Origin of the sequence: Paraburkholderia sp. Clong3, from assembly GCF_050436485.1 — a bacterium.
GTDB classification, from domain to species: domain Bacteria; phylum Pseudomonadota; class Gammaproteobacteria; order Burkholderiales; family Burkholderiaceae; genus Paraburkholderia; species Paraburkholderia tuberum.
The window spans coordinates 1054409-1073905 of record NZ_JBNDMH010000003.1 but is presented as its reverse complement, the minus strand read 5'-3'; the positions used below and the strand labels follow the sequence as shown (position 1 = coordinate 1073905).

The 19497-nt window shown below is 60.4% G+C and carries 11 protein-coding genes, 1 tRNA gene and 3 pseudogenes; 2 read left to right on the top strand and 13 right to left on the bottom strand.

The window, feature by feature from the left end:
• Positions 1-100 precede the first annotated feature (100 nt).
• Positions 101-1351: an IS256 family transposase gene (locus OKW30_RS28325; RefSeq protein WP_184074366.1), complete on the bottom strand. Its 1251-nt coding sequence runs from the start codon at positions 1349-1351 to the stop codon at positions 101-103.
• A gap of 430 nt (positions 1352-1781) precedes the next feature.
• On the opposite strand from OKW30_RS28325, the pseudogene OKW30_RS28320 reads away from it, so the two are divergent.
• Both OKW30_RS28320 and OKW30_RS28315 read left to right on the top strand, forming a co-directional pair.
• Positions 1782-2412: pseudogene (locus tag OKW30_RS28320) on the top strand (carbonic anhydrase).
• A gap of 50 nt (positions 2413-2462) precedes the next feature.
• Entirely contained in the window at positions 2463-4013 is a 1551-nt protein-coding gene (locus OKW30_RS28315; RefSeq protein WP_429348238.1) for a SulP family inorganic anion transporter, read from the top strand.
• Between the two features lie 434 nt (positions 4014-4447).
• On the opposite strand, the gene OKW30_RS28310 is transcribed toward OKW30_RS28315, so the two are convergent.
• The 12 genes and pseudogenes from OKW30_RS28310 to OKW30_RS28255 all read right to left on the bottom strand — a co-directional run bounded on the left by OKW30_RS28310 (position 4448) and on the right by OKW30_RS28255 (position 19476).
• Positions 4448-4524, bottom strand: a tRNA-Asp gene (locus tag OKW30_RS28310).
• Positions 4525-4845: 321 nt separating this feature from the next.
• The gene (locus OKW30_RS28305; RefSeq protein ID WP_429348237.1) at positions 4846-8172 is read right to left on the bottom strand and encodes an ATP-binding protein; all 3327 of its coding nucleotides are present in this window, start codon (positions 8170-8172) and stop codon (positions 4846-4848) included.
• A 193-nt stretch (positions 8173-8365) separates the two neighbouring features.
• Positions 8366-8506: pseudogene (locus OKW30_RS28300) on the bottom strand (IS256 family transposase); the annotation flags it as partial.
• A gap of 85 nt (positions 8507-8591) precedes the next feature.
• Entirely contained in the window at positions 8592-9533 is a 942-nt protein-coding gene (locus tag OKW30_RS28295; protein WP_184012006.1) for a D-alanine--D-alanine ligase, read from the bottom strand.
• 605 nt (positions 9534-10138) lie between these two features.
• Positions 10139-11206 (bottom strand): alpha/beta hydrolase family protein, encoded by a 1068-nt coding sequence (locus OKW30_RS28290; RefSeq protein ID WP_429348236.1) that lies wholly within the window; start codon positions 11204-11206, stop codon positions 10139-10141.
• Between the two features lie 249 nt (positions 11207-11455).
• Positions 11456-13546: pseudogene (locus OKW30_RS28285) on the bottom strand (UDP-N-acetylmuramoyl-tripeptide--D-alanyl-D-alanine ligase); the annotation flags it as partial.
• 351 nt (positions 13547-13897) lie between these two features.
• Positions 13898-15067 carry an IS91 family transposase gene (locus OKW30_RS28280; protein WP_429345668.1) on the bottom strand — a complete coding sequence of 390 codons (1170 nt, stop codon included), beginning with the start codon at positions 15065-15067 and terminating at the stop codon, positions 13898-13900.
• 23 nt (positions 15068-15090) lie between these two features.
• Positions 15091-15966: a tyrosine-type recombinase/integrase gene (locus OKW30_RS28275; protein ID WP_184062687.1), complete on the bottom strand. Its 876-nt coding sequence runs from the start codon at positions 15964-15966 to the stop codon at positions 15091-15093.
• 102 nt (positions 15967-16068) lie between these two features.
• Entirely contained in the window at positions 16069-17109 is a 1041-nt protein-coding gene (locus OKW30_RS28270; protein WP_429348235.1) for a hypothetical protein, read from the bottom strand.
• A gap of 278 nt (positions 17110-17387) precedes the next feature.
• Entirely contained in the window at positions 17388-17591 is a 204-nt protein-coding gene (locus OKW30_RS28265) for a hypothetical protein (protein WP_429348234.1), read from the bottom strand.
• A 122-nt stretch (positions 17592-17713) separates the two neighbouring features.
• Positions 17714-18670 carry an OmpA family protein gene (locus tag OKW30_RS28260; protein ID WP_429348233.1) on the bottom strand — a complete coding sequence of 319 codons (957 nt, stop codon included), beginning with the start codon at positions 18668-18670 and terminating at the stop codon, positions 17714-17716.
• Between the two features lie 179 nt (positions 18671-18849).
• The gene (locus tag OKW30_RS28255; protein WP_429348232.1) at positions 18850-19476 is read right to left on the bottom strand and encodes a hypothetical protein; all 627 of its coding nucleotides are present in this window, start codon (positions 19474-19476) and stop codon (positions 18850-18852) included.
• Positions 19477-19497 lie beyond the last annotated feature (21 nt).

Here is a 19497-nt window from a genome sequence, read left to right as displayed (position 1 = left end):
CACAAGAAGCTGCAACCGGAAATCCGATTCTGAATCGCTTTTTCTACTAGATTAGTATAACTAAGGGGGTGTCCGGAATTTTGTGTAAGCGGGTTGAGGTTTAACCCGACACCAGCCGCTCTTCGAACTGGATCGTGAAGCGGTTCAGTGCGGCCTTCCAGTCGCGGATCGGCATCGTCCACTTCTTGCTGATGTTGTTCAGGGCCAGGTAAAACAGCTTGGTGACGGCCTCATCGGTCGGGAACGAGCTGCGGGTCTTGATCACCTTGCGCAGGCTCATGTTGATCGATTCTATGGCATCCGTGGTGTAAATCACCTTCCTGATCTCCGGTGGGTAATCGAAGAACGGAATCACCCGTGCCCAGTTGCGTCGCCAGCTCTGCCCGATGGACGGATAGTCCTGGTCCCACCTGGCCTCGAAGGCGCCCAGCATCTGTTCGGCCATCTCGACGGTCGATGAAGTGTAAATCGTCTTCAGGTCGGCGGCGACTTCCCGCTGCATTTTCCACGGCACGAAGTTCAGGCTGTTGCGCACCATGTGCACGATGCACAGTTGCACGGCCGCTTTTGGGTAGACCGCTTCAATGGCTTCAGGAAAGCCTTTAAGCCCGTCGACGCAGGCGATAAAAATGTCCTGCACGCCGCGCGTCTTGAGCTCAGTGACCACCTGCAGCCAGAACTTGGCCCCCTCGGTCTGGGCGATCCACAGGCCCAGGACTTCCTTGTGGCCGGCCATGTTCACGCCGATGGCCAGGTACACCGCCTTGGTCCGCACCGCGCCGCTGTCGCGCACTTTGACGTGAATGCAGTCGAGATAGACAATCGGATAGAGCGCGTCGAGCGCACGGGCCTGCCAGACCTTCACCTCATCACTGACGGCGTCAGTGACCGCCGAGATCAGCGTCGGCGAGACCTCCGTGCCGTACATTTCTTCCAGGTGCCCCTGGATCTCGCGCACACTCAGGCCACGCGCATACAGCGAAATGATCTTGTCGTCGAAGCCCGTCCAGCGCGTCTGATGGCGCTCCACCAGCTTCGGCTCGAACGCCCCCTGACGGTCGCGCGGGATATTGAGCGGCAACGCGCCAAACTCCCCCTGCAGCGTCTTGGCGCTATGACCATTACGGGTGTTGCCCGTGGCATTGCTCACCGCTTCGCTCTTGCCATGGCCCAGGTGCTCGGACATCTCCGTCTCTAACGCACGCTCCACCAGCATCTTGGTCAGTTGCTTGAGCAGGCCGTTCTCCCCTATCAGGTCTTCCGGCTTCTGATAATTCGCCAGCAGGCTGTCTGCCAGCTTGACGAGCTCAGGATCGGGTTTCTCTCTTTTATTGCGTTTCGCTACGGTCATTGATGCTCCTGTTGCTGGCAGTCTCCTGCCAAATGACCGTTTACACAAAACTTTTTACACCCTCATAACTAACGTCACTCACTTTCTCATTCACGTCATTCTGGCAATTTGACAATTCCTCAATTCCACATCGCTCGAAGATTCCAGGTCTTCTAAAACATCGTGGTTACCGTACAAGTTGGTCAAACGCCCGCACTGTGATTCTGAAAAATATTGCGGGCGGAAAAAAATGCCAGCTCTTTCTCTCGCTCATTGAACTTGATGTGAGACGTTCTTGTCAGACCAATCCTCATCTTGTTTTGATCTGCATGACTATCGATTGGATCATGCCCTGGTCGATACGCGCGATGAACTCATTTCATTTTGCATAGCCTGTGTTCAAAGGGTCCACCTTGCGACCAGGCTTTACCTGATCGGGGAGTTAGTGGCAATGCATCGTCCCAAGAGCATGCTTCTCGCCAATATCGTATGGGCGCGAGAAACCGCTGAATGCGCGCCAGATTTCTTCACCATCCTGTCGCTCGGCCAAAATCCCCGTGTGCTCTGGATAGGCTGCTCCGACAGTCGGGGTGCCTGCTGAAGCCATCACGCACAGTGCGCCGGGCGAGCTGTTTGTCCATCGCAACGTCGCCAACCTTTTTCATCCGAACGACAATAGTTACGCGAGCGTGCTCGAGTATGCCGTGCGCGCGCTGATGGTCGAGCACGTGATCGTTTGCGGTCACTACGGCTGCGGCGGTGTACGCGCATCTCTCCTACCGCCCTCTTCCGGAATGCCGCACGTCAACCGCCACATCGCACCACTTCGCGCGCTTGCCCACCGGCATTGCGCAGAGCTCGACTGCGAACCGAGCGACCGGGCGGCCGACCGGCTCTCCGAGTTCAACGTGCTCGAACGGGTGAGGTTGCTGCGTGACACGGCGATCATCCGTGACAGCGTCCCCGCCCCGCTAGTGCACGGCTGGATCTTTTCTCTCACCGATGGCCGCATCGAGGAACTCGACTCTGGCTATTCCGCAGGTAGCACCCACCAGGAGACACCACATAAGAACGCAGGCTGATCCACCACAATGAATCGCCCTCCAAATCACACTCCTCTTTTCCGTCCATCATGAATCTACGAGCATCACTCTCAACGCTCCCACGCGACCTGATTGCGGGTGTCGTTGTCTTTCTTGTCGCGCTGCCGCTGTGCCTGGGTATTGCCAATGCATCTGGTGTTGAGCCCTTCGCAGGCCTTGTGTCCGGCATCATCGGCGGCCTCGTCGTCGCGGTTCTGAGAGGCTCGCCACTCTCCGTCAGTGGGCCGGCGGCGGGCCTCGTCGTCATCGTCGTCGAAGGCATTGCGCGCCTCGGCAGCTTCTCAGCCTTTCTGCTCGCCGTGCTATTGTCCGGCGTCATTCAATTTGGCTTCGGAATGGTGAAGGCAGGCCGAGTGGCCGCACATGTGCCTTCGCCCGTTATCAAGGGTATGCTTGCCGCCATTGGCATATTGCTGATCGTAAAGCAGGTGCCGTTCGCGTTAGGCATGGCAGGTGACCTTGATATGCCCGTCGGCAACATGCCATTCAGCCTCAGCGCACTAACCGCCTTCGCCGTCGCGACGGTGTCACTCGTCCTGCTAGCCAGTTGGGAAACCCGAGCGCTGCGACGCTTCAGGGTTGTGCGCCTAGTCCCTGCGCCGCTCGCCGTTGTGCTGCTCGGCATTGCCGCGACGCTGTTGCTTGACCTGCTGTCCCCAAGCCGCGCCTCGCCCGCCGAACACCGTGTCGCCCTGCCCGAGCTCGCCTCGATTGCTGCTCTCAGCGCCGCAATCAAGAGCGCTGATCTCGGGCCGAATTTCGCGCAACTACTGAACCCCGACATCTGGCGCGTCGCGTTGACGCTGGCGGTCGTCGGAAGTCTCGAGACGCTGCTGAGCCTGGAAGCCGTCGAACAGATCGATCCGAAGCGCCGCCCGACTCTGCCAGACCGGGAGCTGAAAGCGCAAGGCGTGGGCAATCTGATTGCAGGAGCAATAGGCGGCCTGCCGATCACGTCAGTAATCGTGCGCAGCTCGGCGAACGTCAATGCAGGTGCACCGAGCCGCGTGTCCGCCATCGTGCACGGCATACTGCTGCTAGTCAGCGTGTTTGCACTCACCGGCCTGATTAACCAGATCCCCCTGGCAAGTCTTGCCGCGATCCTCATCCATACCGGCATCAAGCTCGCCAAACCGAGTTTGTTCCTGTCCGTTGCGAAACAGGGACCAGGTGCATTCGCACCGTTCATCGCGGCGATAATCGGCGTGCTCGCCGTGGATCTCCTGTTCGGCATCGCGCTCGGACTCGCGGTCGTTGTCCTCATGGTCGCGTGTGCGAATTTGCGTGGTCCCGTTATGTTTGCGCAGCAAGACGACCACTACCTGCTGTCTTTCCGCAAGGATGTGTCATTTGTCGGCAAGGTGAAGGTCAAGCACTACCTGTGGCAGATTCCTGACCAATCGGCCGTTATCATCGACACGACCCGTGCCGACTACATCGATCACGATGTGCGCGACCTGATCGACGCGTTCATCGTCGATGCACGGGGCCGCGGTATCACGGTCGAGATCAGGCAGCAGCCACATCACGCGAAAGAACGGAATGGACGCTGGCTGTTCCGCAACCAGACCGCGCGATAAGCGTTAAATAGTGGAGCAGACACAGGGACGGGTTGTGCCACGATAAGGACCACTCATCTGCCCGACAGGTAGGAATGTTGGGCGGGTGTCTGTGCAACGCCGCCATCGCCACAACCGGATTCACCGCCTGCTCCGTCAATCGCCGGCATACGAAATGGCGGCCGTGGCAGCGTGTTGTGTTGCGGGGCGTGGGCTGTTGGGTATCGCAGCCCCGATCGGGGCAAGCGACAGATGTACGGAATGATGGTCAGCAGGGGGATAGTGGAGGCACCTTGACGATCCGATCAGCTATTCCCGCCCGGCACGTTGCAACCTCGCTGCCTGCGTAGCAGATACAACAGAACCGACGATGCCCTACGCCGAAACGTGATGAGTCTCGACGCGTTTGGGCACTTAAGTAGCCCGCGAAAAGGTTGACGACTTTCTTGAGATGTTGGCGGAGTGGACGGGACTCGAACCCGCGACCCCCGGCGTGACAGGCCGGTATTCTAACCAACTGAACTACCACTCCTTTTCGAAGTTAACCTTAGCATGTCTGCCCGCGTTTTTCCAGCAAGAACCTTGCTCAAAAAGCACGAATCCGGATTGCGTCGCTACATGGAATATGATCCCAACAAATGTCAATATGACCAGTATTACTAATCGTGCCAACGAGTAGCATGACTGCACGAATGTTTGTGCGACGCACACCGTCTTTTATCCTGGCCCCGCGCGATGCAATAACCGGCGAGAGCGGCCTGCGTGCAGGCTTAAGGCGGCTGCGGCATCAGGAATACACGGATGAAGAAGCTGTGCAGCGCGCCGACAATGAAGGCCTTGAACTTCAAGTGGATCAAGTCAGGATAGTGGCACTCAACTGGCTATCGAAAGCATCAATCATGTCCTGCGCCGCCCCGACACCCTCCTTCGATATCGCGACTTCCATTTGAGCGCACTGCTCTGCAAGCGTGCGGTATCCAAACACATTTAGCGCGCCCCGCAACGAATGCAACTCGGCGAGTATCCGGGCCGCGTCGCCGGCATCGTACGCGGCATGGATCGCCGCCAGCGCCTCTTCGCACGATTTCAGGAATGTAGCCCGCACGTGGGCTGGCATTGCACGGCCGCCCAGCATCCCATCACGTTTCCTTTCCTGTTCCTGTTCCTCCGCCTGCACCGCCACACCCGGCACGCCGTTCACCTCCGACAGCGTTGCCGACAGCTCGTCCAACTGCAGTGGCTTGGCCACTACCCGCATTACCCCGGCCGCCTCGCAACGCGCTCGCTCCTCCTGCGACACGCTCGCCGTCGCCACCACGATCGGCATTTCTGGCCAGCGTGCCTGTGCCTCTCGCACGAGCCCATAACCGTCCAGCACCGGCATCGCCAGATCGGTCACCAGCACATCGAAGCGCTCCCGTGAGAGACGTTCCAGCGCCTGCAGCCCGTCTTCCGCCACCTGCGGCTCACACCCGAGCATCTTCAACTGCTCGCTGAACAGTTCCCGGTTCACCGCGTTGTCTTCCGCCACCAGCACCTTCAGCCGGCGCGACAATACCCGCTGTGTCTCTTTGCCCGCCTCCAGCGGCATGCCCCGCAAGGTATGGCGTAGCGCCGCCGCCAGCCCTTTCAGACCATAGCTTGAGACCTTCACCGCCCGTCCCGTCGCTACGGGATACGCCGGTCCTTCCGCGCTGCAGTCAATCATCCAGGACGACGCTTCCAGCAGACGACGGACGTCGTCCGCATGCCAGGTGTCGTGCTCGCCGCAGACAATCAGGGTATCCGCCTCCTCCAGCGCCTCCAGATCGAGTTGCGCAGGATGACGATACGCCTGTACCTTCAGCCCCCAGGCCTCCAGTGCCGGCACCGCATACGCGTGCCAGGTGTCCGCCGCCGCGACGAACAGCACCTGCTCGCCCTCGAAGTGCGGCATATCCAGCCCAGGCTCGCCGTGACAGTCGCCCAGCGGCACCCGCACCGTAAAGAGGCTGCCCTCGCCGGGCACGCTGTGCACTGCGATCGTGCCTCCCATCGCATCCGTCAGCCGCGCGCATAATGCCAGCCCCAGACCGGTGCCACCGAAGCGACGGTTGATCGTCGTATCCGCCTGGCTGAACGCGCGGAACAGCATCGCCTGCTGCTCCGGCGATATCCCGATCCCGCTGTCTTCAACTTCGATCACAAGCTCTGGCTGATTATCACCGCCCGCTTCCGCCGACAGTCTCAATGTCACCTCTCCGTGCCCGGAAAACTTGATGGCGTTCGACAGCAAATTGTTCATCACCTGGCCAAGCCTCGTCGGATCGCCCTGCATCGGTTGAGTGGTCGATGTGCCAAATTCGCCCGACAACCTCACGCCCTTCGCCCGCGCCACCGGCCCGAACATCGTCAGAGCCCGCGAGGCCACCTCCTGCGCGTCGAACACGATCCGCTCGAGCGTCATCTCACCGGCCTCGATCTTCGAGAAATCCAGCACGTCGCTCACGATTGCAAGCAGTCCGTCCGATGAACTCCGGATCGTTTTCAGCCGGTCACGCTGCAGCGCATCGAGCTGCGAGTGCGACAGCAGCTCGAGATTCCCCAGGATCGCGTTGAGCGGTGTGCGGATCTCATGGCTCATCGCCGCCAGGAAAGCGGATTTCGCGGCATTGGCCGAGTCCGCCGCCTGCTTTGCTTCACGCAGTTGCCGATTGAGGCGCTTTTCCACCGTCACGTCCGTGAACGCCGTCACCAGCACGTCCTCGCCCTGGTAGCGCGCCGGCACGACACTCACCGAGAGATCCATCGTCCCACCCTCGCGTGTCGGCAGCGACCACGCCTCGTGCGCCATGCTGTTTGTACCGGTTACACCGCTTACATCTGCGCGTTGCCGGTGACGGTGAACCAGTTCTGCCGAAAGTGTCCGTGCCGCCGGCAGGACCACCCGCGCCGCGGCCTCGATCATCGTCGGACTGCGCAACAACGGCTTACCGCTCTCCACGGCAATCAGCCCCAGCCCTACCGGTGCCGTCTCGATCAGCGCGCGGCTCAGGTGCTCGCTCTCGAACACGCGTCGAGAGCGCTCAAGAACAGGCAGGAACACGCGCCGGTTGAACAGTAGAATCAGCGACCACACCACGAGGAGGATCACTCCAGTCGTCGCGGCCGACGTTCCAATCTGACCAGTCAGTGCCCGGGCAATCGAGCGCCACGACTGCACAAACACGAGCGTTGCGCCAGTCTCGCCGATTGGCCAGCCAAACAGCATGTGGCCGTCACGAAAGATCCTGCCTGTCGGCTCGACAATTCCTGCGACACCTAAAGCACGCGCGGTATCCGACGCCTTCGGGTCGACCGGTTGACGCGAAAATGAAGCGATAACCTGTCCATTGCGCGCGAAGAGCATAAGAGAGCCGTCAAGCCCACTCTCCCCTAGAGCGGCAGTGATAATGGTGACCGGTAACTCGTAAACAGCGACGGCGAACGGCTTCCGCTCCTTGTCAAACAGGGTCGCTGCAACTCGAACTGATCGCCTGCCGCTTAACGGACTATCGTAGGGAGGGAGCCACCGAAATGCACGCCCCCCGGTGCGGGGATCGAGCAAGGGCACGTCTCGCGGAACAAGGAGATTGCCGCCAGATCCCGCGAGTGCAGAAAAAAAAGCAGCACGATCGGCAAGCAACGTCGCCATCCGGGCATCGCCAGGCGATGGTACCAGGATGAGCAGTGGACGGTCAGGCCTGTACAACCAGAATGTCAACAGGCCTCCGTTTCGTTCGGAAGCTGCCGTCGCCGCCTGACTTATCTGTTTAGCAAGCCGAATGTACCGGGTTGCCAACAAATCGGGAGGCGTTGCAGACGAGGCACCCACCACGAGCACCGGCAGATGATCTGGGGCCTGCTGAAGACGAAGCATCTGGCCATTGCCTGTGAACTGTTCGATAAGGCGTGGCTCGGCCTGTTCGCCGGCCCTCCAGGCGACCTCGATGAGCCGTACGCCGTTTTGCATAAGCACGACGTTGCGCGAGTTAAGGTCGGTGAGCCGGTTCACGCCGGACATCAGTTCTTGATGCTCGAGCGCAACATAGGTACGTACAGTGGCCACCGTGTTCAGGACGAACGCAACCAGCACCACCGCCGTTACCACTGCCCCGCCGCCGAACATCAACAAATGCTGATAGCGGCGAAAGCGGTCCAATACATTGCGTTGTGCGTATGGAGTCATAGGTGCCAGCGGAGTTGACGCTTTCGCCGGGTGCCCCCTCGAAGGAAGGTTCACGTAACAGGTAACAACCTGATTATCCACCGCGCGGCGCAACAGCGAAACGCTTCTTTACACGCGTGCTGACGGCCTGGGGGGTGTCCGGAATTTTGTGTAAACGGGTTGAGGTTTAACCCGGCACCAGCCGCTCTTCGAACTGGATCGTGAAACGGTTCAGTGCGGCCTTCCAGTCGCGGATCGGCATCGTCCACTTCTTGCTGATGTTGTTCAGGGCCAGGTAAAACAGCTTGGTGACGGCCTCATCGGTCGGGACTGCGATTGCCCCACAGCCCTTACCCAGCAGGGCGCCGACGCCGGGACCGGATTGACGAACTCTGCTACACCCCTCGGCGAGGTCAATCCTTCAGCGTGAGCGACAATACCCTCACAACCAGTTCCTGATAGCTGATACCAACCGCGCGAGCAGCCTTCGGCAACAGCGAGTGATCGGTCATTCCTGGTGATGTGTTCACTTCGAGGAAGTACGGCTTGCCCTCGCCATCCATCATGAAGTCGACACGCCCCCAGTCCCAGCAACCGAGCACGTCAAACGCGCGGCGCGCGAGTTGCTTCAGGCGCATCTCTTCCTGGGATGCCAGTCCGCATGGAATCAGGTACTGCGTCGAATCGTGAACGTACTTCGCGTCATAGTCGTAGAACTCGCCCGCTGGCACAATTTGGATGACCGGCAGATCGAGGTCGCCCGCAATGCACGCAGTGTATTCACCGCCGCCTTCGATACTCTTCTCGACCAGCACGATAGCGTCGAACTTTGCTGCTTCCGCGATCGCTGAGGGTAGCGCCTCGGCCGCTTTTACCTTGATCACGGCGACGCTTGAGCCTTCGCTCGCCGCCTTCACAAATAGCGGCAACCCGAGTTGCGCGACGATCTCCTGCGCACGCGCATCGTAATCGTCGCCGCGCATCACGGCCTCGAACGGCGGCGTCGGAATACCCAGTTGCTGCCACACAAGTTTCGCGCGGAACTTGTCCAGCCCGAGCGCCGAACCAAGCACGCCGCTGCCCGTATATCGGATCCCATAAAAATCGAGCGCACCCTGAATCTGTCCATTTTCGCCGTAGCCGCCGTGCAGCACGTTGAACGCGCGCACAAAGCCCTCGTCCTTTAACGCTGACAACGGCCGCGTGGATGGATCGAAGGGGTGTGCGTCGACGCCTGCATCGCGCAGTCTCTGCAACACGAGACAACCAGAATTGAGCGACACGTCACGCTCGGCGGACACTCCACCAAACAACACTGCCACCTTGCCGAATCGCTTCGGATCGATACTGTCCATCGAGTTCCCTATTTATGCGCAAGGCACCTTTATCTTCTCGTCCGCTCATCGAGACTTTGACCAGCGAGGCCGGTATCTGGGGGTGCCCCTAACGCGCGACGAAAGACATAGCCCCCTGCTCAAACCCACGACCATCGTTTCGCGATCATCCCATCGCAGGCAACTTCGGCACGAGCCCGGTTTCGAAGCGTCATACAGCCAAATCGGAACAAAAATTGAGGCGGCAACTTTCAACCACAAATCTCACTGTCGAAGCCAGGGACGCAGCGAATAACAAGCAACCAGCCGTGAACAAGTTTAGGAAAAATACCGTCAGGTGTCCATCGACAGTGGATGCTGTTCCGGGCTAGCGTAACGACGGAAACTTCCGGGCTAGCGTAACGACGGAAACAACTACCCAAACGAAAGCGCGCGGTCTGTCCGATCGGCTGCCGCAGGCTGACGGCGACAACGACACAACGAGCTTTCGGACCACTACGAATCGGCTGCATGGGTCGCTTGACGGCATCACGTCAGCCTCCCACGCCCGGCCCGATTTGCTGACCAATGCTCCTCACCATGACAACGCCAGTCAGTGCTCCCTGGAGATCGCATCTTTTCGTGGCTTACTTAACCTGCGACAGGTCAAGTTCTGCAAGCGCCATGTGGATTTCCTTCGCTGATTTCCCTTGAGCAAAAAGCGTTGCAGCGCGTTTCGCGTGTCCGGCGAGCAGGTGATGTTGCGGCCCGGGAGCATGGGCGTAGATGTGATGCGACTGGAGGCCGGCGGCACGCAGACGGCGGACATAATACAGCTGGCTGTAAAAGGGAACCACACGATCCTCCGGATCAGAAATCACATAGATTTCCGGTCGTGGATCCCGGCGAATGCGCCCGATTTCGTCGACAGGATCGTAATAGCTCCGGGCATCGTAAAGCAGTCGACCGGGGATTTCCCGCTTGTATTCCCAGTACGCCGCGACCTGTTTGGCGGAAACAAGGGCAGAAGAAACCACCGATGCCGCGACGTCTGCGCGTCTGTTCAGGAGCGCAGCGGCGATCTGGCCTCCCGCGGAATGTCCGGTCAGAATGAATGATGCAATGTTGTAACGCTCCTTGAGCATGTCCAGTGCGCGATCCATCAGTTCGATCTCGCGATGCGTGCGGCGCATGTTATGGTCGCCAGAGGAGCCATAGATACCCGGCCGGGCAAGATAGAGCGTGGGACGGCCGGAATCAGCCGACCATTTAGCCATGTCTTTCCCAATCTCCATGGGCGAAACAGACAGGTAGGATTGTGTAACGTACCTGACTCCCTTCGTCGTTCTCAGCATGACATCCCCGCTGAAATAAACCAGCACAGTGGGGCTTTCGCTGCCGGACAATCCATGCGCGTAGTATCGAATGCAATCTCCCTTGCCGTTGACTTCGACCCACAGGCTATCGGGCACTCGCGCGCAGTGTTCCGGTGAACTGAATGAACCGTTCAGGGCTTGTGCGGCATCGAATGGCTCGCTTCCCACAGGGATATTAAGCTCCCCAGGCCGTGGAGTCTCAAACGGCCCCAGTGTGGGTCGGTCCGCCAGACTGGGTTCGGTAACGCCCAAGACGCCAAAGACAACGAACAGGAAGCGCCGGAGTCTCCAGCGCAGAAGGTGCGATAAACGCCGACAATGTCGGCCAAACCATTTCATAAATAAGGTTCCGTGAGGTTATGCAGAAAAGACAGAAATGATCAACGATGGCCATGCGCGCGGGCAACGAACTCGCCTGCACCAGACGCAGGCGAGCACCTTGGGTAGTACGGCTGATTTGGCATTCGGGTCCCGTGCTGCGCGCAGACTACCCCGCGCGGCTTACCGCCATCGGGGGTGAGCGCTGGAAGCTTTCGGGTCGTTCAGGCACGCCTGAAGATCCATTGCTCGCAGGGCCAGAGGTCAATGCTACTTTTGCGCGCCAGCCCTCAGCCACGCTACGACCTCATGGAGACGCGTACTGTTCGAGCCCTTGAGCAGCACTACGTCCTTGTCGACAAGCTCTTCTTGAAGTGCAAGCTTCAATTCGTCAAGCGAATTCGTGTAGCGCCCACGGCGTGCAGCCGGCAACCGTTCCCAGAAGTCGGTATAGAGCTTGCCCATGACATAGACGCGATCGATCCCGCAACGCTCGACCACTGCAGCCAGGTCGGTATGAAGCAGCGACGCCTGGGGACCGAGCTCCGCCATCTCGCCCAGCACAGCGACTCGTCTGGCTGCATTCTTCATGTCCCGCAAATGTTCCAGAGCGGCCTGCATCGAGCCGGGATTGGCATTGTAGGCATGGTCGACAATGGTCACGTGCCGTCCGTCGAGCGTCAGCTCAAACTCCTCGCCGCGGCCGGACAGGGCAGCAAAGCGTGCGATCCGTTCGAGCGCAGGTTCGAACGGATAGTTGAGCGCCGAGACAGCGGCAAGTACTGCCAAGCTGTTCAACGCCATGTGCAAGCCTGCGGCCCCAATCGGATAGGTGATATCGCGCCCTCTAATACGCGCATCGACCCGCTGCCCCGACGCGTCATGATCCACGAGTTGAAACTCGCTCTCGGCAGTCGTGCCGTAAGTAAAGATTTTCAGATCCCGTTCGATGGCCGCCTGGTAGACGGTATCCCATTCCAGCATGTCACGATTGAGCACCACGACACTTCCCGCAGACATGCCAAGAAAAAGCATGCTTTTGGTCCGGGCAATATCAGTGATTGTGCTGTTTTTCCCGAGGTGAGCAGGCTGGATGTTGGTGAAAATGCCGACGTCCGGGCGGGCAATGGCCGCGCTCTGTCTCATTTTGCCCACGGCAACTTCCAGGACGACATGAGGGGTGTCCCACTTGATTGACGCAAGATTCCAGCTCACACCTTGGGGAAGGTTTGCGTTGAACGCGCTCGCCGCTGTCGGACCGTAAGCATTGAGGGCGTCAGCCAGCATGGCCACGAGCGTGGTCTTGCCAGCGCTTCCGGTCACCGCCAGGACAGTGCCGCTCATCTGGCTGCGTGCATAGGCTCCCATCGCAAGAATTGCCGTGGCCGTATCTGCGACATGCAGGACCGGCAAATCGGCAAGTTGAGCCTGCACATCAGAATGGCTCGAGATAACACCCGCCGGGCGCGGCTGCATCTGTCGAATGACAGGAACAGGGATCCCCCGGCTTACCTCACCGGTTCGGGCAACCACGACGTTTCCAGGCTGCATGGCAGGCGCGTAAATGCAAAGGCCGCTCGCCGTCCACCCCAATGGCGGCTGCTTGAGCCACGTCCCCTGCGTGGCCGCCTCGATCAGGGAGGCGTTCCATTCCCGCGCCAGCGTTGAGGATACTGAATGCCGCTGCGACTCCAGATAGTTCAGATAGGCGACAAAACCCGATAGATAGTGCTCGACATCGTCAATGCGGACCCGGAAGGCATGGTGGCGAATGAAGAAGCTGCCGGTGATCCTGCCCGGATTGGCAAAGTACATGGCAAGTTCCGGCCAGAAATGGCCATCTAACAGGCGCTGCGCCCGCGCATGCAGTGCATGGAAGAACTTATCCAGATCGACCTCGGCAAGCAGGTGCTCCAGGCCGGGCTGCTGCTGCATGCGGCTAATCATCTGCTCGGCAGCCGTCATCAATTCAAGCAGGGTTGGAAACGTCGTCACCCTTTCAGCCACGAAATCAAGATAGGTGGCGAAGTTCTGGATTCCAAATTTGTAATACGCTTCCAGTGGCCTGTGACGGGTCAGTTCGTTCACACAATAACTGAGCCAGTGGTCATGCGCCTTCCAGTGTTTTGCCTCGATGAAATGGCCGAACGCCTTTTCTACTGCTGCGAGCCACCTCGCATCGCCAGTCAGACCATAGAGGCGCATCAGGCCGAAGGCCGCTTCGCCATCGTAATAGATGATCCGGAATGCCTGCTTAACCGACAGATCCGGATAGTTCAGCACATGGCTGAATCTGCCGGTGTCCGCATCCTGCATGAAGAGGATCCCTGTTGCGAGCTGTTCTAGCAGAGTCAGATATTCTTGAGGTTTGTTCGATGCCTGCCCATGTCCGTGGACTCGGGGTGCGCGCCGGCGCGTGCGGGCAGGCGTTGAATAAACCTGAAGGGAGGAAACCGCGGAGTGCTCTGATGCAATGGAGTCTTCGGGGCTATGGCGATTGATTGCCCGGGATGGCGAGCGGTGTTGCGGGATGCGTGGTCAGGCGGGAGGCCGGTTGAGGGCTGAGGTTGTGCCGAAGCGGTGCAGTGGCGCCATCGTGATGGCGGAACGGACGTGCAAGGGCCTGTGCGAAGCGACAGACGCAAAGGTCTGCTCGTGGGCCGCGTTGCCGCAAAGCCGAGGGTCGGGTTGTTCGTCCTGGAACAGTGGCGCTCATATCTCGCCCCGGCGCGTGGGTGGTGCGCGGATCGGTGCAATGCGCGCAAGGATATCGATGACGATCATCGGCGCGCCGCAGTGCCGGCAGATGAAGGCGGGGCGCGTTTCGATGACGGTTTCGTGAGCTGATGTGTTGACGTCGGTCGCGACGTGCAGCAGTTCGCGGACCTTCGCGAGACTGGCGCGGCGCACCGGGTTGGCGAGCAGTCCGTAGTGACGGATACGATGGAAGCCACCGGGCAGCACATGGAGCAGGAAGCGGCGCATGAACTCGCCGGCTTCGAGGGTCATGGTCTTGTAGCGGGTGTGCCCCTTCGCACGGTAGTCCTTCCAGCGGAAGGTCACGCCGCGTTCATCGAATGCAAGCAGGCGCTGGCTGGAGATCGCGACGCGGTGCGTATAGCGCGACAGGTACGCGAGCACTGCTTCGGGTCCTGCAAAGGGACGCTTTGCGTAGACGACCCATTCGCAGGCACGCAGCGGCGCAAGCCACACGTCAAAGACAGCTGGGTCGGCAAGTTCAGCGTACTGGCCGAAGAACTGCAGGTGGCCGTGCCGGTGCGCGTCCGTGAGCGCTTCGAGCAAGCGCCTGCGGAACAGGCGCGATAGCACACGTACCGGCAGGAAGAAGCCGGGCCGGCATCCGATCCACCGCTGACCATCGGGCGACAGCCCACCACCGGGGACGATACCGTGTACGTGCGGATGATGCGTGAGTGCCGAGCCCCAGGTGTGCAGCACGAGCGTCGCGCCGATCTGGGCGCCGAGGTGCTTCGGATCAGCGGCAATGGTGCGTAGCGTTTCGGCGGCGATATCGAACAGCAGCCCGTAGATGACGGCCTTGTTGTACCAGGCGATGGCACTGATGGGCGCGGGCAGCGTGAAGACGACATGGTAGTACCCGACCGGAAGCAGATCGGCCTGGCGTGCCTGGAGCCAGCGATGCGCAGCACTGCCCTGGCACTTCGGGCAATGACGGTTGCGGCAGGAGTTGTAGGCAACCTCGATGCGGTCGCAGCCGGCGCAGCGCAGCACATGCCCCCCGAGTGCCGCACTGCGGCACTGTTCGATGGCCGACATGACCTTCAGCTGCCCCAGGCTCAGCGCTACCGTGCGCCGCCACGCCGGCCCGCAGGCGCGGAAGATATCCGCGACCTCCAGCACGGGGTGCTCCGCGTGCGGCCGGGCTAGCCGGCGGGCAGGCGGTCCAGCGGACTGACCACCTTGCGCAGGAGGTCAGTGGCAACCTGGGTATAGAGCGTGGTGGTCTCGATCTGCCTGTGTCCAAGGAGCACCTGGATCACGCGGATATCCTCCTTCTGTTCCAGCAGGTGCGTGGCAAAGGAATGCCTCAGCGTGTGCATGGATACGCGCTTGTCGATGTTTGCGGTCTCGGCGGCCGCATGGATGGCGCGGGTCAGTTGCCGCGTGCTGAGCGGGTCGATCGGATCGAGGCCCGGAAAGAGCCACCCGCCATCGAGCATGCAGCCCTGGGCACGGGCAACGCGCCACCAGACGCGCAGACGTTCGAGCAGGACCGGCGAGAGCATCGCGTAGCGGTCACGGCGGCCCTTGCCCTGCTCGATGCGCAGGGTCATGCGCTGGCTGTCGATGTCGCTGACCCTGAGGGCGACCACTTCGCTCGCACGCAGCCCGGCGCCATAGGCGACCGACAGCGCGGTCTGATGCTTGAGGTTTCCGGCTGCCGCGATGAGCCGGCGCACCTCCTCGGGGCTGAGCACAACCGGGAGCGTGCGAGGCACGCGTACCGGCTGCATCCGCGCCATCAGCTCAGGCCGGCCGAGCGTGACTTCGAAGAAGAACTTCAGACCGCTGATCGCGGCGTTCAGCGACACCGGCGACGCGCCGTGATCGACCAGATGCAGCTGGTAGTCCCGGAGGTCCTCGACAGTGGCGGTATCGGGTAAACGCCCGAGGTATCGGGCGAACTGACGTACGGCACGTAGGTAGGCGGCCTGGGTCTTGGGTGCGAACTTGCGCATGCGCAAGTCCTCAAGCATACGGCGGCGCAGCGGGCTGATGCCCGGATCGGAGGAGGTCATGATGGGGCTCCTGCTGGAGGACGAGGCGGATTGCCTCAACCACCAACATAAGCGCCGGCGCCACTGGCCTCCCATTCGCCGCCAGAGACGGGCCGCAGCCCCCTACCGCGCGAGCGGTTTAGTCCATTCGTCAGAGCCGGTCAGTTGGCTGTATTTGACCAGCGCCAGAAGGCACACGCCGTTGCCACCCAGTTTGACTTCGCCCTGCCGGTCAACCAGAAACGCCGCGCGGGCACCGGACGGCAATTCCGCCGGCATGATGAGTTCATTGACGAGATAATGCAGCGCCGCGTCGATTGCTGTCTTCAGGTCGTTGTCCTGGGTCACTTCCCAAGCTTCGAGCATCGCATAGATCGAACTTGCATGACGCAGGGTATTGTAAGTGCCGATTTCGCGGTCGAAACAGGGATGCCAGCCATAGTGGAAACGCCCGCCAGGCTGTACCTGGCCGGCCAGATAACGGCTGCCGGATGCGACGAGCGCCCTGACGTCTGCCGGCCGGAGATGTTCGATTATGCGGCGGCCCGCGTTCAGACCCGTCCCGTGCAGAAGGTGTACCTCCGGCGCTTGCAGGCTTGCGAACGCCCCGCGGGTCGAGAACACATTAACGTTTTGCTGATCCTCGAAATTCACGCTGGCAAGCTGGTGCCGAATGGCGGCATACCGTTCGAAGTTCTTTGTGTTCACAACCGCATGCGTCTGTGCCGGGCCGCCATACAGCATGGCATTGCCATTCAGTTCGGTCTCCAGAAAGGCATGCCTGAAATTACTGTCCAGCGACAGGCCGCACCGAAAATAACTGCGCCGGGTCTGTTCGAGGCGGCCCCGCAGTGCCTCCCAGGTCATGCCTTCAACGCTGGTAACCCAGTCCACCCGAAGCCACTGGACGACCAGTCCGGCCGCGCCGGCAGCCTGCGTCACCTGCTCCATGCCTGCGTCCCAGGCCTCGGCAAATGTCGCCGCCGTTGCGGTCACGACGTCGGCCCGCCGCTGCCCGTCGCTCCATGAAAAGAACAGGACAAAGGGTGGCCAGGACGCCGCAAGGGGATTGACCTGCGGTTCAACGACGGAGCGCAATCGCGCGAACAATGCGGCGAAGCCTGTGGGGTTGGGATGCGCGTGCTCAGACGGGGTAGATGTCATGTGGTTTTACCCTTGGGTAGAGGCAGCCAGCACACCTGCGGCCAGATACCTGGCGACGATGTCTCGTCTGGCCGCAGCCATTAAAATCTTACCGAACACGATTTCGCCCTTCAGTATATACATTTGTTGTTCGAGATTTTTGCAGGGGCACGATCCGCGTGGATCGAAAGACTCATGCTCTGCACTCCGGCAAATTCTCCAGCCGCCAGGATCTGCATTTCAGCAACTGCAACTAATCCGTTGCAGCCTGGAGATCTGACTGCACCTGACAGTGCCCTTCATTTTGAATGATTCGTGTCTATCGGCGTTGTTCCGGTAGCCGCGAGCGCTCGCTGCCACTGTTCGATGAACTCACGTTTGCTCGATCGGGACGCAAACACGAACTCATTGAGCTTCCCGTTAAAAAATACCTGATCCCTGTCGCGCAACTCTGCATAGGCGAGCAGCACATTGATTGCAGGAACCTCTGTTTGTCTGGTCATCGCGACACTCCCGTTCTCGGAAGGCCCTCACCGTTTGCCTGGGCATGCGGTAAAGGCCGGTAGGTACGCGATCTTCCCGATTCAGGAAGATCGCGCCTCAGGGCTCAGCATCCCCCATGCCTTTATCGGGCCGGGCCCGACAGACTCAGTTGCACCACCACCCGGCGGTTGGGCTCATTGCAGGCAATCTTCTGCTGCATCGTGCCGCTGCAGTCGGCGACCACCGGATCGGAATAGCCCGCACTTTCCGCGGTGATCTTCTGCGCCGGAATACCCTGCTCGATCAGCATCCGGCGAACCGTCATCGCACGCTGCTCGCCAAGCTTCTGTGCCGCCGCCGCCGAGCCGATCAGGTCCGCGTGGCCGATCACCGTCACGGCTTGCAGCGAGGTGTTTTCCGCGCGAATCTGCTCAGCCAGATGTGCAATTGCTGCATGGCCTTTGACGGTCATGTCGCGATTGCCAGACTTGCCGAAGGCGAACAGCGTGTCGCCCTTGAGCGTGTATTCTTTCGCCGCGACACGCTGCGCCACCGGGGCTGACGTCACCGGGATCGACGCAGGGCCACACGCCTCCACTGCCGATGCGCGGGAAAGAACGTGCATCTGGGCGCGCATGCCTTGCAACTGGGCTTCGGCTTCGTTGCGCGGCACCATGATCGGTGCGTCATTGCTAGCCGGCCCGACCTTCACGAAGTAGGTCATGCCGCCCTTCAGTTCTGCGCCGGATCGCCCGGTGGTCTTGCCTTTGTACAGCGGCGCATCCTGAATGTAGGCGCCCAGCATGTGTTGGCCCGGCTTGACGCAGAAGATGCTGTAGCCATTGGGCAGCAATGCGGTCTGCAGTTCGCCATCAACGTAGACGTCGGCAGCGGCCGACCGGCCCGCACCCGCGGATGGATCACGGTAGTAGACGATCTGCGCCTGCTGGGGGCCGACCTGGCCAACCGGCGCGTAGCTCTGGCCGAATACCTTGCCGGGCTGCGTACCGGCACGGGCCGTCGGCGCGGTGCCGGGTGCGGCTGCCTGGGTGACCGGCGGTTGCGGGTTAGAGAAAGTCTGTTGTGCGATGGCGGGCAAGGTACCCGCCGTCACGAGCAATGCGCCTGCGAGCGCACGCATCAGGGTTTGATTGAAAGTCATGATCAGTTCGTCAAAAACGGTCCCCCGGGCAACGCGATGCTGCTCAGGGAGCCTGATTAAATGGGTGGTGATTCCGGGTCCGCGACGCAGGTCATGCGTCGCGGACCATCCGGAGGTCAGTGGTTGTTCAGCACTGTCTCGACACCGTGCTGCACCAGCAGTTCGGCGTTCAGACCCGAGTGGTAGAAGACGTCATACTCGATGCCACCCACAGTCGTGTTGCCAGACAGTTGCGTCCAGTCGCCGACATCCCCACCGTCCGGCAGCAGATCGGACAGTTCGACCTTGTCGCCCGCATCACCCTTGACCATCAACTGCGTATGGCCATCGGCAATGAACAGGTCCTTGCCGCCCAGGTCAAGCACATCGCCCAACGCAAGCTTCAGCGTGTCGATACCGCCGTTGCCCTCGATGGATGTACTGCCGGCGTTGAAGTTGCTCAAGTCACCCATCGCGAAGATGTCACCTCCATCGGTGCCGAGGTAGCTTTCCAATCCAACATTCGACTGCGTCGCATCGAAGCCGGCCGGAACTGTCTCCGTCCCGTAAGCAAAGTCATAAAGCATACAGCCGTTCGGTTCAAGAAACACCAACTTGACTGTGGCGATCAACTCGCCGTTTGGTGAATCAAAGAAATAATCCGTATGCCCGATAGGGCCATAATCGAACTGGGTTCTTCCAAGCTCATTTCCTTCCGCATCCTGGTAGACGGCGTAACACCCTTCATAATCGACCGCTCCCAAACGGAACGAGACGAAGGTTGC

What these genes read in the sequence shown, in the direction of transcription:
- OKW30_RS28325 (WP_184074366.1), bottom strand. Translation starts at nt 1,351, where the DNA reads ATGACCGTAGCGAAACGCAATAAAAGAGAGAAACCCGATCCTGAGCTC.
- OKW30_RS28265 (WP_429348234.1), bottom strand. Translation starts at nt 17,591, where the DNA reads ATGACCAGACAAACAGAGGTTCCTGCAATCAATGTGCTGCTCGCCTAT.
- OKW30_RS28295 (WP_184012006.1), bottom strand. Translation starts at nt 9,533, where the DNA reads ATGGACAGTATCGATCCGAAGCGATTCGGCAAGGTGGCAGTGTTGTTT.
- OKW30_RS28270 (WP_429348235.1), bottom strand. Translation starts at nt 17,109, where the DNA reads ATGACATCTACCCCGTCTGAGCACGCGCATCCCAACCCCACAGGCTTC.
- OKW30_RS28315 (WP_429348238.1), top strand. Translation starts at nt 2,463, where the DNA reads ATGAATCTACGAGCATCACTCTCAACGCTCCCACGCGACCTGATTGCG.
- OKW30_RS28290 (WP_429348236.1), bottom strand. Translation starts at nt 11,206, where the DNA reads ATGAAATGGTTTGGCCGACATTGTCGGCGTTTATCGCACCTTCTGCGC.
- OKW30_RS28275 (WP_184062687.1), bottom strand. Translation starts at nt 15,966, where the DNA reads ATGACCTCCTCCGATCCGGGCATCAGCCCGCTGCGCCGCCGTATGCTT.